Annotated in this window: 14 protein-coding genes; 6 read left to right on the top strand and 8 right to left on the bottom strand. The window is 72.9% G+C overall.

Features of this window, described 5'->3' with window-relative positions:
- Window positions 1–117: 117 nt before the first annotated feature.
- The 6 genes from ACFXGA_RS07340 to ACFXGA_RS07315 form a co-directional block, all read right to left on the bottom strand.
- A complete protein-coding gene (locus tag ACFXGA_RS07340) occupies window positions 118–1,110 on the bottom strand; it encodes a TIGR03842 family LLM class F420-dependent oxidoreductase (protein ID WP_378085132.1) in 993 nt (330 codons plus the stop codon).
- Window positions 1,111–1,118: 8 nt separating this feature from the next.
- Window positions 1,119–2,504 carry a dihydropyrimidinase gene (gene hydA, locus ACFXGA_RS07335; RefSeq protein ID WP_378085130.1) on the bottom strand — a complete coding sequence of 462 codons (1,386 nt, stop codon included), beginning with the start codon at window positions 2,502–2,504 and terminating at the stop codon, window positions 1,119–1,121.
- Window positions 2,501–3,343 (bottom strand): nitrilase-related carbon-nitrogen hydrolase, encoded by an 843-nt coding sequence (locus tag ACFXGA_RS07330; RefSeq protein WP_378085128.1) that lies wholly within the window; start codon window positions 3,341–3,343, stop codon window positions 2,501–2,503. Before ACFXGA_RS07330 ends, hydA begins: the two co-directional genes overlap by 4 nt.
- Entirely contained in the window at window positions 3,340–4,842 is a 1,503-nt protein-coding gene (locus ACFXGA_RS07325) for an NCS1 family nucleobase:cation symporter-1 (RefSeq protein ID WP_378085125.1), read from the bottom strand. Before ACFXGA_RS07325 ends, ACFXGA_RS07330 begins: the two co-directional genes overlap by 4 nt.
- A 125-nt stretch (window positions 4,843–4,967) precedes the next feature.
- Window positions 4,968–7,025: a hypothetical protein gene (locus ACFXGA_RS07320; protein ID WP_378085123.1), complete on the bottom strand. Its 2,058-nt coding sequence runs from the start codon at window positions 7,023–7,025 to the stop codon at window positions 4,968–4,970.
- Window positions 7,022–7,777 (bottom strand): RDD family protein, encoded by a 756-nt coding sequence (locus ACFXGA_RS07315; RefSeq protein WP_378085121.1) that lies wholly within the window; start codon window positions 7,775–7,777, stop codon window positions 7,022–7,024. The genes ACFXGA_RS07320 and ACFXGA_RS07315 overlap by 4 nt, the downstream gene beginning before the upstream one ends.
- Before the next feature lie 127 nt (window positions 7,778–7,904).
- Between ACFXGA_RS07315 and ACFXGA_RS07310 the strand changes: the two genes are divergently transcribed.
- From ACFXGA_RS07310 to ACFXGA_RS07300, 3 genes are all read left to right on the top strand, one after another.
- Window positions 7,905–8,879 carry a LysR substrate-binding domain-containing protein gene (locus ACFXGA_RS07310; protein WP_378085119.1) on the top strand — a complete coding sequence of 325 codons (975 nt, stop codon included), beginning with the start codon at window positions 7,905–7,907 and terminating at the stop codon, window positions 8,877–8,879.
- Between the two features lie 557 nt (window positions 8,880–9,436).
- On the top strand, window positions 9,437–10,879 hold the full coding sequence (locus ACFXGA_RS07305; RefSeq protein ID WP_378085117.1) for a S1 family peptidase: 1,443 nt from the start codon (window positions 9,437–9,439) through the stop codon (window positions 10,877–10,879).
- Between the two features lie 280 nt (window positions 10,880–11,159).
- On the top strand, window positions 11,160–11,594 hold the full coding sequence (locus ACFXGA_RS07300) for a hypothetical protein (RefSeq protein ID WP_378085115.1): 435 nt from the start codon (window positions 11,160–11,162) through the stop codon (window positions 11,592–11,594).
- Here ACFXGA_RS07300 and ACFXGA_RS07295 read toward each other — a convergent pair.
- Window positions 11,591–13,240, bottom strand: a complete 1,650-nt coding sequence (locus ACFXGA_RS07295) for a PucR family transcriptional regulator (protein ID WP_378085113.1) — start codon at window positions 13,238–13,240, stop codon at window positions 11,591–11,593. The two genes, ACFXGA_RS07300 and ACFXGA_RS07295, sit on opposite strands and share 4 nt — an antisense overlap.
- A gap of 107 nt (window positions 13,241–13,347) precedes the next feature.
- Here ACFXGA_RS07295 and ACFXGA_RS07290 point away from each other — a divergent pair, with 107 nt between their 5' ends.
- Both ACFXGA_RS07290 and ACFXGA_RS07285 read left to right on the top strand, forming a co-directional pair.
- Window positions 13,348–14,622 carry an aspartate aminotransferase family protein gene (locus ACFXGA_RS07290; protein ID WP_378085111.1) on the top strand — a complete coding sequence of 425 codons (1,275 nt, stop codon included), beginning with the start codon at window positions 13,348–13,350 and terminating at the stop codon, window positions 14,620–14,622.
- Between the two features lie 95 nt (window positions 14,623–14,717).
- Window positions 14,718–16,226: a CoA-acylating methylmalonate-semialdehyde dehydrogenase gene (locus tag ACFXGA_RS07285; protein WP_378085240.1), complete on the top strand. Its 1,509-nt coding sequence runs from the start codon at window positions 14,718–14,720 to the stop codon at window positions 16,224–16,226.
- Between the two features lie 358 nt (window positions 16,227–16,584).
- Here the strand turns inward: ACFXGA_RS07285 and ACFXGA_RS07280 are convergent, their stop codons facing one another.
- Window positions 16,585–18,642, bottom strand: a complete 2,058-nt coding sequence (locus ACFXGA_RS07280; RefSeq protein WP_378085109.1) for an elongation factor G-like protein EF-G2 — start codon at window positions 18,640–18,642, stop codon at window positions 16,585–16,587.
- A 262-nt stretch (window positions 18,643–18,904) separates the two neighbouring features.
- Between ACFXGA_RS07280 and pdxS the strand changes: the two genes are divergently transcribed.
- Entirely contained in the window at window positions 18,905–19,813 is a 909-nt protein-coding gene (pdxS, locus tag ACFXGA_RS07275; RefSeq protein ID WP_378085107.1) for a pyridoxal 5'-phosphate synthase lyase subunit PdxS, read from the top strand.
- Window positions 19,814–19,909: the final 96 nt, after the last annotated feature.

Raw genomic sequence — 19,909 nt, 5'->3', positions numbered from 1 at the left:
ACACATCGGGCCGCCCGGGTCTTTTGTTTACACCACCCCGGCCCGGCCGCGATTACCCCCCCCGGCGGGGAGCGCCGCCGTTCCCGGGGACCGCGCCCGGGAACCGGCGTCGGGGTTTCACACCCGGCCGATCACCTCGTTGCCGTACGACGTGAGCGTCTTGTCCTTGTCGTCGTGCATCAGGTACAGCGCGAAGTTGTCCACGCCGACCTCGCGCAACTCCTGCAACCGGTCCACGTGCGCGGACGCCGGGCCGAGCAGGCAGAACCGGTCCACGATCGAGTCCGGCACGAAGTCCGTCGACCGGTTGCCCGCCCGGCCGTGGTGGCTGTAGTCGTAGCCCTCCCGGCCCTTGATGTAGTCGGTCAGCGCGGTCGGCACCGCGCCCGAGTCGCCGTACCGCGCGACCAGGTCGGCCACGTGGTTGCCGACCATGCCGCCGAACCAGCGGAGTTGGTCGCGCTGGTGCGCCAAGTCCGTGCCGACGTACGCGGGCGCGGCCACGCACATGGTGATCGACGCCGGGTCGCGGCCCGCCGCGACGGCCGCCTCGCGCACGGTCCCGATGGTCCACCGGGCGATGTCCGGGTCCGCGGTCTGGAGGATGAACCCGTCGGCCTGCTCGCCGACCATCCGCAGCGCCTTCGGCCCGTACGCGGCCATCCACACCTCCAGCCTGCCGTCGCGCACCCACGGGATGCGCACCGGTGTGCCGTGGTGCTCGACCTCCCGGCCCTCGGCCAGCTCCTTGATCACCGTCATCGCCCGGCCGAGGGTGGCCAGCGACGCCGGTTTCTGCCCGATCACCCGGCGCGCCGAGTCGCCGCGCCCGATGCCGCACACCGTGCGGTTGCCGAACATGTCGTTGAGCGTGGCGAACAGCGACGCCGTGACCGACCAGTCCCGCGTGCTCGGGTTGGTCACCATCGGGCCGACGACCAGGTCCTTCGTCGCCGCCAGCACCTGCGAGTAGATGACGAACGGCTCCTGCCACAGCACGACCGAGTCGAACGTCCAGCCGTAGCGGAAGCCGTTGTCCTCCGCGGCCCTCATCCCGGCCACCACGTCCCGCGCCGGCGGGTCGGTCTGGAGCACCACCCCGAAGTCCACGTCGCCCCCTACACCAGGTACTGGTTCAGCTCGCGGGACAGGAACCGGCCGTGCCCGGCCGCGCCGTGGAAACCGCCGGCGTCCACGACCACCCGACCGCGCGAGAGCACGGTGTCCACCTTGCCGGTGATCTCCATGCCCTCGTACGCCGAGTAGTCGACGTTCATGTGGTGCGTGGCCGCCGAGATCACCTGCCGCGCGGTCGGGTCGTACACCACCACGTCGGCGTCCGCGCCGGGCGCGATGACCCCCTTGCGCGGGTGCAGGCCGAACATGCGGGCCGGCGTGGTGGAGGCGATCTCCACCCACCGCTCCAGCGTGATCTCGCCCTTGACCACGCCCTGGTGCAGCAGATCCACCCGGTGCTCGACGCCCGGCATCCCGTTGGGGATCTTGGAGAAGTCGCCGCGCCCCAGCTCCTTCTGGTCCTTGAAGCAGAACGGGCAGTGGTCGGTCGACACCACCGACAGGTCGTTGGTGCGCAGGCCGCGCCACAGCTCGGACTGGTGCTCCTTGGGCCGCAGCGGGGGAGAGGCCACGTACTTCGAGCCCTCGAAGTCCGGTTTCGCCAGGTCCTCCAGCGACAGGTAGAGGTACTGCGGGCAGGTCTCGGCGAACACGTTCTGCCCGGTGTCGCGGGCCTTGGTCACCGCGTCCAGCGCCTGGGCGGCGGACAGGTGCACGATGTAGAGCGGCGACCCGGTCACCTTGGCCAGCGTGATGGCGCGCGAGGTGGCCTCGCCCTCCAGCTCGGCGGGCCGGGTCAGGCCGTGCTCGACGGGGTCGGTGCGGCCCTGCGCGAGCGCTTGCGCGACCAGTTGGTCGATCGCGATGCCGTTCTCCGCGTGCATCATGATCGTCGCGCCGGTCTCCCGCGCCTTTTGCATGGCGCGCAGGATCTCGCCGTCGGTGGCGTAGAAGACGCCGGGGTAGGCCATGAACATCTTGAACGTGTTCACGCCCGCGTCGATGCAGGACTCCATCTCCTTCAACGACGTGTCCGTGACGTCGGAGACGATCATGTGGAACCCGTAGTCCACGGCGCACCGGCCGTCCGCCTTGGCGTGCCACTTGTCCAACGTGGACAGCAGCGAGGTGCCCTTGGCCTGCACGGCGAAGTCGATGATCGTCGTGGTGCCGCCCCACGCGGCGGCGATCGTGCCCGTCTCGAACGTGTCCGCGGAGAACGTGCCGCCGAACGGCATCTCCATGTGGGTGTGCGCGTCGATGCCCCCGGGGATCACGTACTTGCCGCCGGCGTCGATCGTCTCGTCCGCCTGCACCGGGAAACCGGGCGCGAGCAGCGCGACGATCTTCTCGCCGTCCACCAGCACGTCGGCGGCGACCGCGCCGGTGGCGTTGACCACCGTGCCGCCCTTGATGAGGATGCTCACGGCCGGACCAGCCCTTCGTAGGTGTCGGGACGGCGGTCGCGGTAGAACGCCCACAGGTTGCGGACCTCGGCGAGCAGGTCCATGTCCAGGTCGCGGACGACGACCTCCTCCTCGGTGTCCGACGCCGCCTCGCCCACCAACTGGCCGCGCGGGTCGGCGAAGTACGACTGGCCGTAGAACTCGTTGTCGCCCAGCGGTTCCACGCCCACGCGGTTGATCGTGCCGACGTAGTACTCGTTCGCCACGGCCGCCGCGGTCTGCTCCAGCCGCCACAGGTACTCCGACAGGCCCCGGCTCGTCGCCGAGGGGTTGAACACGATCTGCGCGCCGTTCAGGCCCAGCGCGCGCCAGCCCTCGGGGAAGTGCCGCTCGTAGCAGATGTAGACGCCGACCCTGCCCACGGCGGTGTCGAACACCGGGTAGCCGAGGTTGCCCGGCTTGAAGTAGAACTTCTCCCAGAACCCCTTGACCTGCGGGATGTGGTTCTTGCGGTGCTTGCCGAGGTACTTGCCGTCCGCGTCGATCACGGCCGCGGTGTTGTAGTAGATCCCCGGCTGCTCCTCCTCGTACATCGGCACGACGAGCACCACGCCCAGCTGTTCGGCCAGCTCGCACATCAGCTCGGTGGTCGGGCCGTCGGGGATGCCCTCGGTGTAGGAGTAGTAGTCCGCGTCCTGCACCTGGCAGAAGTACGGCCCGTAGAACAACTCCTGCAGGCACACCACCTGCGCGCCCTGCGACGCGGCGGAGCGGACCGCCTCGACCGCGTTCGCGATCATCGTGTCCTTGTCGCCGGTCCACTTCTGCTGCACCAGACCCGCTCGGATGATGTTGCTCACGCGTTCTCCCTCCGTGGTGCCAGCGCCAGGTAGACGAGCATGCCGCCGACCAGGCCGACGACCCAGTTGTAGTCGTAGAGCGGTTTGAGGAACGGGATCAGGCCGTCGGCCGGGAACGGCCCGTTGTACGCGCCGCCGACCGCGAGCACCGAGCCCACCAGCGTGGCGACGACCGCCCGCCAGTTCCAGCCCGCCTTGAACCAGTACGCGCCCCGCCCGGCCAGGTAGAGGTCCGGCAGCTCCAGCCGGGTCTTGGCCAGGATCCAGTAGCCGGCCACGAACACGCCCGCCACGGACGCCAGCAGGCCGCCGTAGAAGCCGAGCCAGGCGAAGATGTAGATGCCGGGGTCGGAGATGAGCCGCCACGGCTGGATCACGATGCCGATCACGCCCGTGACCAGGCCGCCCACCGCGAAGGTGATCTTCTTCGGGAACGCGTTGGAGAAGTCGTACGACGGGCTCACCACGTTCGCCGCGAGGTTCGCCGACACCGTCGCCAGCACCAGCGCCACCAACGCCACCAGCACCACGGCGGTGCTGTCGAACCGGCTGGCCAGCTCCGCCGGGTCCCAGATCGCCTCGCCGTACAGGGCCATCGCGCCGGACGTGGTCAGGATCGCCACGATCGCGATGAACGACATCGTGGTGGGCAGGCCGAGGACCTGCCCGACGGCCTGCTTGCGCTGGCTGCCGCCGAACCGGGTGAAGTCGGGCATGTTCAGCGAGAGCGTGGACCAGAACGCGATCATGCCCATGAGCGCCGGGAAGAACACCTTCCAGAAGTCCGCGCCCCAGCCGAGCTTCGACGGCTCGGACAGGATCGGGCCGAACCCGCCCGCCTTGACCGCCACGTACCCGAGCAGCACCAGGAAACCGACGCTGACCAGCGGCGCGGTCCAGTTCTCGAACCGGCGGATCGCCTCCATGCCGCGCCAGATGATCACCATCTGGACCACCCAGAACGCCAGGAAGCACAGCCACAGCGTCCACACCTGGCCCAGCACGACGGGCGCGTGCACCCACCCGTCGCCCGCCAACCGGCCCACGATCACGTGCAGCGCCTTGCCGCCCACCCACGTCTGGATGCCGAACCACGCGCACGCGATGAACGCCCGCAGCAACGCCACCAGGTTCGCGCCCCGGATCCCGTAGAACGCGCGGGCGAACACCGGGAACGGGATGCCGTACTTCGTGCCCGCGTGGCTGTTGAGCAGCATCGGGACCAGCACGATGAGGTTGCCGAGGGTGATGGTCAGGAACGCCTGCACCCAGTCCATCCCCAGCGCGACCAGCGACGCGGCCAGCGTGTAGCTCGGGATGTTGTGCGCCATGCCCATCCACAGCGCGAAGAAGTTGTACGTGGACCAGGTGCGCCGCTCCAGCGGCACCGGCGCGAGGTCGTGGTTGTAGTGCGGGCTGTCCGCGATCGCGGAGTGGTCGGGCAGCTCGACGCGGCCGTCGGGATCGGCTGTGACCTGGGTTGCGGAGTCAAGGGCCATCGGTCACTTCCCTGTTACGCTCGTGAAACACCCTTCGTGCGGGCGGTTCGGCGCGATTTCCATCCCGGCATCCTCCGGTCGGCCCGCGTGCGTGGGCAGCGGCGAAGTGTCCACGCTTGCCATGATCAGCGCACACTGTGTCCATTGCCAACCGGGGGCCGCGCCAGGCGCTCCCGCAACGCCAGGTGGCGGAACTGGTAGGTCGTGCCGAACTGGCGCAGCACCTCCAGCCGGTGCGCGTCGGCCAGGAACGCGCCCAGCCGCCACGGCAGGTCGCGCCGCAGCGCGAGCCACACCCGGGCCGGCACGTAGGCCGCCCACGCGGTGAACACGACCACCGCCGCCGGACCGCCCGCGACCGCGCCGCCCACCGCCGCCCACGCGCCCGCGCCGAGGTCGCCCGCGGCGATCCCGACCGCGCCCCCGGTGATCACCCCGACCACGACGGCGAACATCGTGCCGACCACGACCGTGGACACCCGGTCGCGCCGCAGGGTCGCGTCCGGCGTGCGGGCCCGGACCGTGGCCACGCGCGCGTCCAGGCCCTCCGCGCCGCGCAGCAGCGCGCCCGCCACGACCCCGACCACGAGACCCGCCAGCAGCGCGGCCGACAGGCCGGCGATCACCCCCGCGACCGGCGCGCCCGCCGGGCGACCCGCCGACGCGCGACCCCCGGTGACGCCCGCCGCGACCACCCACGCCACGGCGATGGCCAACGCCCCGTGCCGCAGCCGCCACGCCACGTCCGCCCAGGTGGGCAGGCCGCGGAAGCCGCCGTCACCGGAACCGCCCCGGTGCGGCGGAGCGCCCGTGCGGACCGCCGCGTACCCCACGCAGAACGCCGCGCCGAACAGCAGGCCCACCACCGGGCCGACCCCCAGGCCGATCGCCCTCGGCCCGAGCAGTGCCGCCACCCCCGCCCACACCAGGCCGGCCAGGACGCCCACGCCGACCTCCAGCCGCCCGACCGGGAGCGCGCCCCGCAGCTCCCACCACGCGAAGTTGGGCGTGCCCCGGCGTTCGAGGTGCCGGGCGAGGAAGCCGAGCCAGCGCCGCGGACCGGGGCCGCGGTGGCGCGGTCTGCGGGCCGCGCCCGCCGGCCGCGCCCGGTCGGAGTAGGTCTCCGCGATGAACGACTCCAGCAGGAACACCCGCACCGACGCCTCGTCGGGCAGGTCGAGCAGGTCGTCCGGGCGCGGGACGGACCGGGCCAGGGACACCATGAGCGGCGACGTCAGCGCCGCCGCCACCGGCGGGTGCACCGCCACCCGCCGCCAGCCCCCGCCCAGGTGCGCCACCGCGTCCGTGACGTCCACGCCGGCCAGCTCGAACGTCGTCACCCCCGCCAGCCCCGCCAACGCCGGGTCCGGCCTGCTGGTCAGCACGACGGGGTCGGTCGGGCCGAGCTGGGCGTTCACCGCCTCCACCGCCACCGCCCGCAGCGGCTCGGCCACCTCGTCCAGGCCGTCCAGCACCGGCAGCACCGCCCCGGCCGCCACCAGCTCCGCGCCCCCGGTGATCCCGTAGTCGGCTTCCAGCCGCCCGGCGATCCAGTCCCGCAGCACCTGCCGCTCCGGGTCCCACAGCGCCAGGGCCAGCGGCACCGGCACCGGCTCGTCCGCCCGGCGGTGCGCGAGCAGGTCCAGGGTCAGCCGCACGGCGAGCACCGTCTTGCCCGACCCTCCCGGACCGACCACGACCAGCCGCCGCACGGGCAGCAGCCGGGCCGCCGTCACCGGCCCGTCGAGGTCCGACCGCTCCGCGCGGCCCCGCGCCGACCACGCCACCGGCAGCGGCGGCGAGCGCAGCATGCCCCGGCCGACCCACTCGCCGTGCCACTGCGTCGACACCGCCGCGGCCAGCCGGGTCCGCGCCTCGCCGACGTCCACCGCGGGCCGGCGATCACGCCTGCCGAGCACGACCGCGAGCAGGACCAGCGCCACCACCGCCGCGACGACCGCGCACCCGCTCAGCACGCCCTCGACGCCGCCCACCGTGCGATGGACCGAAAGCCACACCGAGGACGCCGTCACGCTCGACAACGCCGCCGCCACCACCCACAGCCACCGCCCGTCGCGCGGCGCGGAGTGGAAGTGGACCGCGTCGATGCGCCCGGCCTGGACGACCGGTCCGGCGACCGCGCCCCCGGTCACCTGGTTGACCGTGCGGCCGTCCTCGATCACCGGGCCGGCGGCTCACCGGTGCCGAAGCGCTCCCGGAGCAGCCTGCCCCGCTCCGCCACCCGTCCCGGCGCCTGCTGGGCGAGCTGCCAGGCGTGGGAGTTCTGCAGCGCGGCCAACCGCGCGGCCCAGTCGACCGGCTGCACGACGGTGCGGCTGCGGCGGTCGTGCCAGCACGTCGGCCCGCGCAACGACAGGCACTCGACCACGGACAGGACCACCAGCACGAACCCGAGCAGCAGCAGCGGGACGTCGAGCCGCAGCAACCCGACGATCCACGCGACCCAGGCCAGGGCGGGCAGCAGCACGGTGAACGCCGTGCGCTTCACCGCCTGCCCGAACCGCATCCGCCTGCCACCGCCCACGGGGACGACGACCAGCGAGGTGACCACCTTGCCGACCGTCCGCCCGAACCACACGTGCATGCCCACGTCGTAGGCCGCGACGACGAGCACCTGCGCCAGCACCGTGGCGGCGACCGAGGACGTGACCGTGCCCCAGACCTCGGCCAGGCCCGACGAGGCGCTGTCGCCCATGTCGCCGAACCGGAGCGACAGCAGCCCGGTCACGCCGTCGCCCGCGACGGAGGCCGTCTCCAGCGCGGCGCTGTGCTTGACGTGCCCCAGCGTCAGCAGCCAGACCGGCGAGGTGACCGCCAGCACCAGGACCCAGTCGACCAGTCGTGCGGTCCAGCGGCGGCCGAGGTGGCGCGGCACGGGCGGGTGGAAGGTCATCACGTGCTCCTGCCTGTCCACGAAGAGTGCCGAAGGTACTACCGGCAGTGGTCGGGCGGGCACGTAAAACTGCGGGCACCGCAGTCACGATCGGGTGCTGTTCGGTGAGTGGTCGACTGGACCGGGAGCGTGACCTAACGTCCGACGGATGAAGCTCGAACTGCGGCACCTGCGGGTCGTCTGCGCGATCGCGGACGCGGGCAGCCTGTCGAAGGCGTCCTCCGTCCTGGGGCTCGCCCAGCCCGCCCTGACGGCCCAGCTCCACCGGATCGAAGGACTGCTCGGCGGCAAGCTGTTCGAGCGCGACCACAAGGGGGCCCGGCCGACCGCGCTGGGCGAGCTGGTGCTGGAACGGGCGCGCGTGCTGCTGCCCGCGTTCTCCCGGTTGCAGGAGGACGCGCTGCGGCTCGTGGACGACGACGCGCCCGCCGAGCGCTACCGGGTGGGCGCGGTGAACGGCCCGATGCTGGGCGGGCTGGTGCACCGGCTCACCGAGGCCCACCCCGGCTCGCACGTGTCCACGCAGGTGTCGTGGTCGGGCTCGGAGCTGTCCGCCATGGTGGCCGCCGGGCGGCTGGACTACGTGCTGGTGGGCGTGTGCGGCGACGCCCCGCCGCCGTCGGAGCACGGGCTGACGTGGCAGGTGATCGCGGTCGACCCGGTGTTCGTGCTGATGCCCGAGGACCACCCGTTCACGTTGCTGGAGGAGGTGGAACTCGGGGCGCTGAAGGACATGCAGTGGGCCGTGACGCCCGGCGACGGGTGCTTCGGCGACTGCTTCGTGGCCGCGTGCAGCCGAGCCGGCTTCACCCCGCGCACGATGTACGAAGTGGACGTCAACAGCTGCGTCGACCTGGCCGCGTCGGGCGACGCGGTGGCGCTGTGCCAGCCGACGTTCCGCCGCACGCCGGGCCTGGTCGCGATGCCGCTCGCCGGCGCGCCCCTGCGGTGGCGGCACCTGATCGGCTGGGACCCGGAGGGCCCGGCCGCCGCGTTCGGCCCGCAGGTGCTGCGGTACGCCGCCGAGGCGTACCGGGAGACGGCCGAGCGCAACCCGCGCTACGCGGGCTGGCTGCCCGGACACCCGGAGTACGGCGCGGTGCCGCACCTCGCGGCCGGCTGACGGGGGAACCGCGGTGGAGCCCGACCGCCACTGCCGCTGGATCGCGCTCGCCGATCGCGCTGCTGCTGGATCGGGCTGCCGCCGGGCCGCTCTCGCGGATCACCCTGCCGCTTGATTGCCCTGCCGCTTGATCGCGCTGCGCCGGGCCGCGCCTCCGCCCGGCCGGCGCGGGCGGTGGCGGTTCGAAGCCGCGCGACGGCGAGGGGTTTCGGCCGGCGGCGATGGGGGTGGCCGTGGCGGGCGGGCGTGGCGGGTGGTTGCGGCTGGTGGCTGGGGGTGGTGCGCGCTGGGGGTGACGGCGGTGGGTGCCCGCAGGCGCGGGGCTGCGTGGGCGGCGGCAGTCGGGTGGGCGTGGCGGGTGGCGCGGGTGGTGGCGGACGGGCGTGGTTGGGGGCGGGCGTGGTTGGTGGTGGTCCGGTGCGGTGGCGGGTGGTCGTCGTGGCGTGTCGGTGGTGGGGCCATCAACCGGTCTTATGACCGAAGCGGTATTACCGCGAGCGGACCCGCCGACCTAGCTTTCACGGGGAATCCCTGCCCTCCCTCGAGGAGAATTCCCCATGTCACCACGTTTGAGACCACTGGCGCTGACCGCGGCGCTCGTGGCGGCCACCGCCCTGACCACGGTGGCCGCCCCGACCGCCCAGGCCGCGCCCGCCGGCCAGGAAGCCGAGATCCTCTCCGCGCTCCAGCGCGACCTCGGGCTCGACGCCGACCAGGCCCGCGCCCGCCTCGCCGCCGACGAGCGCTCCGCCGGCACGGCGCACGCCCTGCGCAAGCGCCTGGACGGCCGGTTCGGCGGCGCGTGGATCGACTCCTCCGGCACGCTGACCGTGGGCGTGACCCGGGCCGCCGACACCGACCAGGGCGGCGTGCGCACGAAACTGGTGCAGCGCAGCGAGAACGACCTGGACGCGGTCAAGGCGGCACTGGACGCGCACGTCGCCGCCGCGCCGCGCTCCGTCCCCGGCTGGTACGTCGACCTGCCCACCAACACCGTCGTGGTCAAGTCCCAGCCCGGCCGGCTGGCCGCCGCGCGGGCCTTCGTCGCGTCGTCCGGCGTCGCCGCCTCGGCCGTCCGGTACGTCACGACCACCGAAGCGCCCCGCCCGCTGATCGACGTGATCGGCGGCAACGCCTACACCATCGGCAGCGGCACCCGGTGCTCGGTCGGCTTCTCCGTCAACGGCGGGTTCGTCACCGCCGGGCACTGCGGCTCGACCGGCGCGTCCACCGCCAACCCGAGCGGCACGTTCCGGGGCTCCAGCTTCCCCGGCAACGACTACGCGTGGGTCCAGGTCGCGGCGGGCAACACGCCGCGCGGGCTGGTCAACAACTACTCCGGCGGCACGGTCTCGGTCGCCGGCTCGCAGGACGCGCCCGTCGGCGCGACGGTGTGCCGGTCCGGGTCGACCACCGGCTGGCACTGCGGCACCATCCAGGCCCGCAACTCCTCGGTGACCTACCCGCAGGGCACGGTCACCGGCCTGATCCAGACCACGGTCTGCGCCGAGCCCGGCGACTCGGGCGGTTCGCTGCTGGCCGGCACGCAGGCGCAGGGCGTCACCTCCGGCGGCTCCGGCAACTGCCGCTCCGGCGGCACCACGTACTTCCAGCCGGTCAACGAGATCCTGCAGACCTACGGCCTGACCCTGGTCACCGGCGGCGGCGGCAACCCCGACCCGCCGACCGGCTGCCAGAACGCGGAGACCACCTACACCGGCTCCCTGGCGGCGGGCGGGCAGGCGTACCAGCCCAACAACAGCTACTACCAGTCCACGGTGTCCGGCGCGCACGTCGGCTGCCTGGCCGGTCCGGGCGGGGCCGACTACGACCTGTACCTGGAGAAGTGGAACGGCAGCTCGTGGGCCGTGGTGGCCAAGGGCGACAGCCCCGCCGCGAGCGAGACCGTGAACTACAACGGCACACCGGGCTACTACCGCTACCGCGTGCACGCGTACAGCGGGTCCGGCGCCTACACGCTCGGGGTCACGACCCCCTAGCGCCGGGGGAAGACCGTCGCGGGCCCGTGTCGCTCCACCGTCTCCCCGACACGGGCTCGCGACGCCACGATCCGCCATCGGGGGCGGGCGGCCCCGCGGGTTGCCGGAGCCCCGAACCCGGACCCGCGGGGCCCTCCCCGGGATCACCCTTTCGGTTTGACCTGATCGAGTGGACGCGGCACGGAGCGTCAGTCACCCGATCGAGTTGTCAAGGAACCGGTGCGGCCTGGTCGATGCGGAGGGGGTAACTGTGCAGGTCCCCAACCAGGTTAGGAAAACCGTGTCCGGAAATCGCACGCGCGGCCTCCTGCGTGCCGCCGCCCTGCTCGCCGTCGGTACCTCCCCGCTGCTCGCGTCCGCCGCGTCGGCCAGCGAGGCCCCCACCGACATCGTGGACGGCAAGCTCGGCACCGCCCCCGAGGTGGGCGTGGACGCCGCCAAGCCCGTCGCCGACGTGCTCGGCGGCCAGCCCGTGAAGCTGCCCGCGCCGCTGCCGGGCGGCACGTCGGACGTCCAGGTGCCGCACGTCGCGGCCCCCGCCGCGGTGCAGGCGCCCGCCGTCCCGGCCGTGCCGCAGCTGGACCAGGCGCTCGCCGGGCAGCCCCGCGCCCTGCCCGCCACCCCGGAGCTGCCGCTGCTCGCCCCGCCCATCTCGGGTCCGGCCGAGGCGCCCGACCTCTCCGACCTGAGCAAGCTGCCGCTGCCGCTCGGCTAGGCCGGCGTCGTGGGCGGGCGGGGCAGCTGAGGGTCCCGCTCGCCCATTTCCTGCACCAGCAGCGCCACGTACAGCGAGAGCACCGACTCCGGGTCCTCCAGGGACACCCCGAGCACCTGCTCGATCCGGCTCAACTGCTGGTAGTACGCGGTCCGGGAGAGGTGCGCGGCGGCCGCGGCGGCGGACTTGTTGCCGCCGTGCTCGCAGAAGCTCCGCAGCAGTTCCACCAGCCGGGTGCCCTGGTTGGCGTCCCGCGCCAGCAGCGGGCCCAGCTCGCGGTCGGCGAACGCCAGCACCCGCTCGTCCTCGCGCAGCAGGTGCAGCAACCCGCGCAACCGCACGTCGTCCAGCCGGTGGTAGAGCCGGCTGCCGGAGGAGCGCAGCGCCGCGCCCGCCACGTGCGCCGCCTCGCCCAACGACCGCCGCACCTCCGGCACCGCGGTCACGGTCGTGCCGACGGCCACCACCACGGGCAGCGCGTGCTGCGTCGCCGCCGCCCGGCGGTGCACCTCCCGGGCCAGCCGCCGCAGCACGCCGTCCAGCCCCGCCTGCGGCGGCAGGGAGAGCAGCGCCCGCACGCTCGTGTCGTCCACCACGCCGACCAGCGCGGGCACCGTCACCCGCCGGGCCGCCAGCGCCGTCGCCTCGGCGAGGTCCCGCAGCACCTCCTGCGACGCCAACGCCTGCGCGGGCGCGGTCGAGGTGCCGGGCCGGATCGCCACCCCGACGAGCTGCCGCCGGTCCAGCGGCACGCCGAGCGCAGCCGCCCGCGCCGGCAGGTCGTGCGGCGGCTGCCCGAGCAGCTGGGTGAGCAGCGTCCGGTGGGTCTGCCGCTCCAGCGACTCGCGGTCCCGCGCCACGAGCCGGTGCACGGCCAACGCCGACGCGGCCCGCTCGGCCACCACGACGTGCCGGTGCGGCGGCGCTTCCGGCGTCACCAGCACCAGCCGCCCCCAGTCCGCGCCCCGCGCGCCGACCACCGTCACCAGCCACCCGGCCCGCTCGTCGTAGGCGGTGCGCTCGGACACGGCCACCGCGCGCGACCGCTGACCCCAGTCGGCGAGCAGCGCGGTCGGGTCCTGCCCCGCCGCGTCGTAGGCCAGCACCTCGTGCCCCAACGTCTCCAGCACCACCGGCAACCCCGACGTCCGGGCCACCTCGCGCAGCACCTCGGCGGGCTCCGCGCCGGCCACGGTGAGCGCGGTGAACGCCTCGTGCACCTGCTCGGCCGCCCGCAGCTCGGCCAGTTGCGCGTCCACGATCAGCGACACGACGGCCTCGGTCACGGACACGAACCGGGTCTCGCGGGCCAGCGTGATCAACGGCAGCTCGTGCCGCTCGGCGGCGGCCACCAGCGCGCCCGGCACCTCGTCGCTCCACCGCCGCACCAGCTCCACGACCAGGCCGGCCGCGCCCACGGCGGCGAGGTCGGCGACGTAGCGGGCCAGGCCGTCGGGGTCGTCGGGCAGCGCGATGCCGGTGGTCAGCACCAGCTCGCCCCCGCGCAGCAGGTGCGCGATGTCGGCGACCTCGGCGGCGTGCACCCACCGCACCCGGCGGCCCATCCCGGCCGCGCCCGCGACCACGGCCGGCTCGCCGCGCCGGACCACCGGGAGGGCGAGCGCTTCGGCGACCGTGGGGTACATGGACACAACGTAATGCGCGACGCCGGAAAGGGGTACAGGTTGTCCATGGCGGCCCCCGGCACCGCCGACCACACTCCTCCTTCAGGGACCTACGACCGGAGGACGCGATGGCACACGAGGAGCTGCTGGCCCGGCACCGCGCGGTGATGCCCCACTGGATGGCCCTCTACTACGAGCAGCCGATCGAGCTGGCCAGCGCGAGCGGACGCCGCGTCACCGACCGCGAGGGCCGCACCTACCTGGACTTCTTCGCCGGCATCCTGACCAACGCGGTCGGCTACGACGTGGCCGAGATCTCCGACGCGATCCGGTCCCAGCTCGCGACCGGCGTGCTGCACAGCTCCACGCTCTACCTGATCCGCTCGCAGGTCGAGCTGGCGGAGAAGATCGCCGAGCTGTCCGGCATCCCGGACGCGAAGGTGTTCTTCACCAACTCCGGCACCGAGGCCAACGAGACGGCGCTCATGCTGGCCACCCAGTACCGCCGCAGCGACCAGGTCCTCGCGCTGCGCAACTCCTACCACGGTCGCGCGTTCGCCACCGTCGCCATCACCGGCAACCGGGGCTGGTCGGCGTCCTCGCTCAGCCCGGTCAAGGTGAGCTGGGTGCACGGCGGCTACCGGTACCGCAGCCCGTTCCGCGACCTGTCCGACGCCGACTACGTCAAGGCGTGCGTGGCGGACCTGCGCGAGGTGATCGAGACGGCGACCGCCGGCGACGTGGCGTGCCTGATCGCCGAGCCGATCCAGGGCGTCGGCGGGTTCTCCTCGCCGCCGGACGGGCTGTTCGCCGCGTTCAAGGAGGTGCTGGACGAGTACGGCATCCTGCTGATCTCCGACGAGGTGCAGACCGGGTGGGGCCGCACCGGCGACCACTTCTGGGGCATCCAGGCGCACGGCGTGACGCCGGACGCGATGACGTTCGCCAAGGGCCTGGGCAACGGCCTGGCCATCGGCGGGGTGGTCGCGCGGGGCGACCTGATGGACTGCCTCACGGCCAACTCGCTGTCCACGTTCGGCGGCAACCCGGTGGCCACCACCGGCGCGCTGGCCACGTTGAACTACCTGCTCGACCACGACCTCCAGGCCAACGCGGCCAAGCTCGGCGAACGGCTGATCGACGGGCTGCGCGACATTGCGGCGGACCGGCCCGCGGTGGGCGACGTGCGCGGCAAGGGGCTGATGGTCGGCATCGAGCTGGTCGGCCCGGACGGCGCGCCGGACGCGGCCAAGGCGGTCGAGGTGCTGGAGGGCACGCGGGAGCGCGGGCTGCTGGTGGGCAAGGGCGGCCTGTACGGGAACGTGATCCGCCTCGCGCCGCCCATGACGTTGACCGAGGACGAGGTCGAAGAGGCGCTGGGCATCCTGGAGGACGTGCTGTGAACGGGGACGCGGTGGACGGGGACGCGGTGGACGCGGGCGTGGTGAGCGGGGGCGCGGTGGGCGCGGGCGTCGTGGACGGGGGCGCGGTGGGCCCGGTGGGCGCTGCCGGGCCGAAGCGGATCGGGCACTGGATCGGCGGCAAGCCGTGGAGCGGGGAGAGCGCGCGTTCCGGGGACGTGTACGACCCGGCGACCGGGCGGGTGGCCGCTCGGGTGGACTTCGCCGACGAGGCCACCGTGGACGAGGCGGTGGCCGCCGCGCGGGAGGCGTTCGCGTCGTGGCGCAACGCCTCGCTGGCGCAGCGGTCGACCGTGATGTTCGCGTTCCGGGAGCTGCTGAACGCGCGCAAGGGCGAGCTGGCCGCGATCGTCACCGCCGAGCACGGGAAGGTGCTGTCCGACGCGGCGGGGGAGGTGCAGCGCGCGTTGGAGGCGGTCGAGTTCGCGTGCGGCATCCCGCACCTGCTCAAGGGCGGGTTCAGCGAGAACGCGTCCACGCGGGTGGACGTGTACTCGATCCAGCAGCCGCTGGGCGTGGTCGGCGTGATCTCGCCGTTCAACTTCCCGGCCATGGTGCCGCTGTGGTTCGTGCCCAACGCGATCGCGTGCGGCAACGCGGTGGTCCTCAAGCCGTCGGAGAAGGACCCCTCGGCGGCGAACTTCATCGCGGAGCTGTTCGCCGAGGCCGGGTTGCCCGACGGCGTGCTGAACGTGGTGCACGGCGACAAGGTCGCGGTCGACCGGGTGCTGGAGCACCCGGACGTGAAGGCGGTGTCGTTCGTGGGGTCGACGCCGATCGCGCGGTACGTCTACGAGACCGGCACGCGGCACGGCAAGCGCGTGCAGGCGTTGGGCGGCGCGAAGAACCACATGGTCGTGCTGCCCGACGCCGACCTGGACCTGGCGGCGGACGCGGCGGTGTCGGCCGGGTTCGGTTCGGCGGGGGAGCGGTGCATGGCGATCTCGGTCGTGGTCGCGGTGGACCCGGTGGGCGACGAGCTGGTGTCGAAGATCGTGGACCGGATGCGGGACCTCCACGTCGGTGACGGTCGTCGTCCCGGCTGCGAGATGGGGCCGTTGGTGACGGGGGCGCACCGGGACCGGGTGTTGTCCTATGTGGATGGTGGAGCGGCGGAGGGCGCGTCGCTGGTCGTGGACGGCCGGTCGCACGCGATCGACGGTGACGCGGCGGGGTTCTGGCTCGGGCCGACGTTGTTCGACCACGTGGGGACGGACATGGCGCTGTACCGGGACGAGATCTTCGGGCCGGTGCTGTCGGTGCTGCGGGTGGGGACGTACGACGACGCGTTGGAGGTGGTGAACGCGAACCCGTACGGGAACGGCACGGCGATCTTCACCAACGACGGCGGGGCGGCGCGGCGGTTCCAGAACGAGGTCGAGGTCGGGATGGTCGGGGTGAACGTGCCCATCCCGGTGCCGGTGGCGTACTACTCGTTCGGCGGGTGGAAGGACTCGCTGTTCGGCGACTCGCACGCTTATGGGCCCGAGGGGGTGCACTTCTTCACCCGGACCAAGGTGGTGACGGGTCGGTGGCTGGACCCGTCGCACGGCGGCGTGAACCTGGGCTTCCCCCAAAACACCTGACCTCGGCGTGTCCTACGTTCGCGTCACCCGTGTCCTACGTTCAGAACGCGTGTGTCGAACGTTGAGAGCGCGAGAGTCCTACGTTGGGAGCGTGTGAGTCCTACGTTGAGGGTGCGAGAGTCCTGCGTTCAGGGGCGGTGAGTTCAGCGCTCGGGTCCGGCTCGATGTGACATGGGGCCCTTACGGGTACCCCTGGGCAGGCCAAAGCCGGCAGGCCCGGCGGGGTAAAGCGTCCCGCCGGGCCTGCCAGCTTCGTCCAGCCTAAGGCACCCGAACCCATGTCAAATCGAGCCTCGGTGGGCGCGCTGCGGGTCCGATGTGGGTGGGTTGGGTTGGTGGTTGGTTGGGTTGGTGGTTGTTACCTGGTTTGGGTTGCTAGGGATTGGGGGAGGGGGTCGTAGCGGGTGAAGCGGCGGGTGTAGGTGCCGGTGCCCGAGGTCAGTGAGCGGAGTTCGACGGCGTAGCGGAGGAGTTCGGTGGCGGGGACTTCGGCGCGGATGACGGTGTAGCCCGGGGTGTCCGCCTCGGTTCCCAGCACGCGGCCGCGGCGGCTGGAGAGGTCGCCCAGGACGGTGCCCAGGTGGTCGTCCGGCAGGCGCACGGTGACCTCGTCCACGGGTTCGAGGAGGGCGGTGCCGGCGTTGGCGGCGGCGTCTTTCAGGGCGAGGGCGCCGGCCGTTTGGAAGGCGGCGTCGGAGGAGTCGACCGAGTGGGCTTTGCCGTCGACCAGGGTGACGCGGATGTCCACGACCGGGTGGCCGCCTTGCAGGCCCCGTTCCAGTTGGGCCCGGACGCCCTTCTCCACGCTGGGGATGAACTGGTTCGGGATCGCGCCGCCGACGATCCGGTCCACGAACTCGAAGCCCGAGCCGCGTGGCAGTGGGTCGACGACGATGTCGCAGACCGCGTACTGGCCGTGGCCGCCGGACTGCTTCACGTGCCGGCCGTGGCCCTTGGCCTGGCCGACGAACGTCTCCCGCAACGCCACCCGCACGGGCTCGGTGTCGACCTCAGCGCCGCCCGCGCGCAGCCGGGCCAGCACGACGTCCGCGTGCGCCTCGCCCATGCACCACAGCACGAGCTGGTGCGTCTCGGGGTTGCGCTCCAGCCGCAACGTCGGGTCGCCGGCCACGAGCTTGCCCAGGTTCCGGGCGAGGTTGTCCTCGTCGCTGCGGCTGCGCGGCACCACGGCCACCGGCAGCAGGGGTTCCGGCATCTCCCACGGCGCGACCAGCAGCGGTTGGTCCGGGGCGGACACCGTGTCGCCGGTCTCGGCCGAGCCGAGCTTGGTCAACGCGCACAGGTCGCCCGCCACGCAGTACGGCACCTCGCGCAGGTTCGCGCCCAGCGGCGAGTAGACGTGCGCGACGCGTTCGTCGACGTCGTGGTCCTCGTGGCCGCGGTCGGCCAGGCCGTGGCCCGACACGTGCACCGGGCGTTCCGGGCGCAGCGTCCCGGAGAACACGCGCACCAGCGACACCCGGCCCACGTACGAGTCGACGGCCGTGCGCACGACCTCGGCCACGAGCGGTCCGTTCGGGTCGGCCTCCAGGCGGGGGCGGGGGATGCCGTCCACGCCCGTCACGTCGGGCAGCGGGTGTTCCAGGGGAGAGGGGAACGCGCGGGCGATGCCGTCGAGCAGTTCCGGCAGGCCAAGGCCGGTCAGCGCGCACACCGGCATGACGGGGTGGAACGAGCCGCGGGAGACCGCCGTCTCCAGGTCCGCGACGAGCGTCGCCTGGTCGACCTCCTCGCCGCCGAGGTAGCGGTCCATCAGGGTCTCGTCCTCGCTCTCCGCGATGATCCCCTCGATGAGCGCGTTGCGCTGCTCCTCGAAGCGGGGGTCGTCGGTGGTGAGCAGGTTGACCAGGCCGTCGCCGTCGGGCAGGTAGAGCGGCACCACACCCGCGCCGAACGCCGCCTGGCACGCGGCGATCCCGGTGAGCACGTCGGCGCGCTGGTGGTCGGTCCGCGCCACCACGACCGCGCGGGGCATGCCCACCGCGGCGCACTCCTCCCACAGCGCGACGGTGGCGGGGTCGACGCCTTCGGCCGCGGAGACCACGAACAGCGCCGCGTCGGCCGCGCGCAGCCCGGCCCGCAGCTCGCCGACGAAGTCCGCGTAACCGGGCGTGTCGATGAGGTTGATCTTGATGTCGCCGTGCCGGACGGGTGCCACCGCGAGGCCCACGGACCGCTGCTGGCGGACCGCCGCGGGGTCGTGGTCGCACACCGTGGTGCCCTCGGTGACCGAGCCCGGTCGGGTCAGGACGCCGGTGCTGGCGAGCAGGGCCTCGGCGAGCGTCGTCTTGCCGGAGCCGGACGGGCCGACCAGCACGACGTTGCGGACCTTGGCCGGGTCGTCCACAGCGACCGCGCCTGCCGAGTGGCCGTTGTCGGAGTGTTTGCTGCCCATTGGGACCACCCTCCACAAGTGTTTAGTGTCCGATCTCACACCCGCGGGCCGGGGCGGACAACCCCAAGCGGTCACACCCAACCCGGCAGGAGGAATCCGGTCGGAGGTCGGGGCGCGGTCCTATTCCAACGGGTGGCGTACGCCACTACCTGCGAAGGGAGGGGAAGTGGCCTGCCGAGAACGGGCCTGATTGGCATGCTTCGGCGGTCCACGTCGGCCGTACCATGGGTGCCGTTCGCCCCTACTTCGAGAAAGGCTGGTCGTGACCACTTCACCCGACGCCGGCACCCAGGTCACCGGCACTTCCCGCGTCAAGCGGGGCATGGCGGAGATGCTCAAGGGCGGCGTGATCATGGACGTGGTCAACGCCGAGCAGGCCAAGATCGCCGAGGACGCCGGCGCGGTGGCCGTCATGGCGTTGGAGCGGGTGCCGGCCGACATCCGCGCCCAGGGCGGCGTGTCCCGGATGAGCGACCCGGACATGATCGACGGCATCATCGAGGCGGTGTCCATCCCGGTGATGGCCAAGGCCCGCATCGGCCACTTCGTCGAGGCGCAGGTGCTGCAGTCGCTCGGCGTGGACTACATCGACGAGTCCGAGGTGCTGACCCCGGCCGACTACGCCAACCACATCGACAAGTGGCAGTTCACCGTGCCGTTCGTGTGCGGCGCGACGAACCTGGGCGAGGCGCTGCGCCGCATCACCGAGGGCGCGGCGATGATCCGCTCCAAGGGCGAGGCCGGCACGGGTGACGTCTCGAACGCCACCACGCACATGCGCAAGATCCGCGCGGAGATCAAGCGCCTCCAGAACCTGCCCGCGGACGAGCTGTACGTCGCGGCGAAGGAGCTGCAGGCCCCGTACGAGCTGGTGCGCGAGGTCGCGGAGGCGGGCAAGCTGCCGGTCGTGCTGTTCACCGCCGGCGGGATCGCGACCCCGGCCGACGCGGCAATGATGATGCAGCTCGGCGCGGAGGGCGTGTTCGTTGGGTCGGGCATCTTCAAGTCCGGCAACCCGGTGCAGCGCGCCGAGGCGATCGTGAAGGCGACGACCTTCTACGACGACCCGGACGTGATCGCGAAGGTGTCGCGCGGCCTGGGCGAGGCCATGGTCGGCATCAACGTGGACGAGATCCCGGAGCCGCACCGCCTGGCCGAGCGCGGCTGGTAAGCCCCTCGACCGCGGCCCCCGGGCCCCCCCCGCGCCCGCGGGGGGGCGCCGGGGGGGGGGGTTGAAAAAAAACAAACACCCCCACACACACACAAA

The sequence above is a fragment of the Actinosynnema sp. NPDC059335 genome (genome assembly GCF_042752395.1).
Classification (GTDB): domain Bacteria; phylum Actinomycetota; class Actinomycetes; order Mycobacteriales; family Pseudonocardiaceae; genus Actinosynnema.
The sequence above is the reverse complement of the archived record's forward strand: the minus strand, read 5'-3'. Positions and strand labels throughout refer to the sequence as shown.

What these genes read in the sequence shown, in the direction of transcription:
- ACFXGA_RS07305 (WP_378085117.1), top strand. Translation starts at nt 9,437, where the DNA reads ATGTCACCACGTTTGAGACCACTGGCGCTGACCGCGGCGCTCGTGGCG.
- ACFXGA_RS07295 (WP_378085113.1), bottom strand. Translation starts at nt 13,240, where the DNA reads ATGTACCCCACGGTCGCCGAAGCGCTCGCCCTCCCGGTGGTCCGGCGC.
- ACFXGA_RS07310 (WP_378085119.1), top strand. Translation starts at nt 7,905, where the DNA reads ATGAAGCTCGAACTGCGGCACCTGCGGGTCGTCTGCGCGATCGCGGAC.
- ACFXGA_RS07290 (WP_378085111.1), top strand. Translation starts at nt 13,348, where the DNA reads ATGGCACACGAGGAGCTGCTGGCCCGGCACCGCGCGGTGATGCCCCAC.
- ACFXGA_RS07325 (WP_378085125.1), bottom strand. Translation starts at nt 4,842, where the DNA reads ATGGCCCTTGACTCCGCAACCCAGGTCACAGCCGATCCCGACGGCCGC.
- ACFXGA_RS07280 (WP_378085109.1), bottom strand. Translation starts at nt 18,642, where the DNA reads ATGGGCAGCAAACACTCCGACAACGGCCACTCGGCAGGCGCGGTCGCT.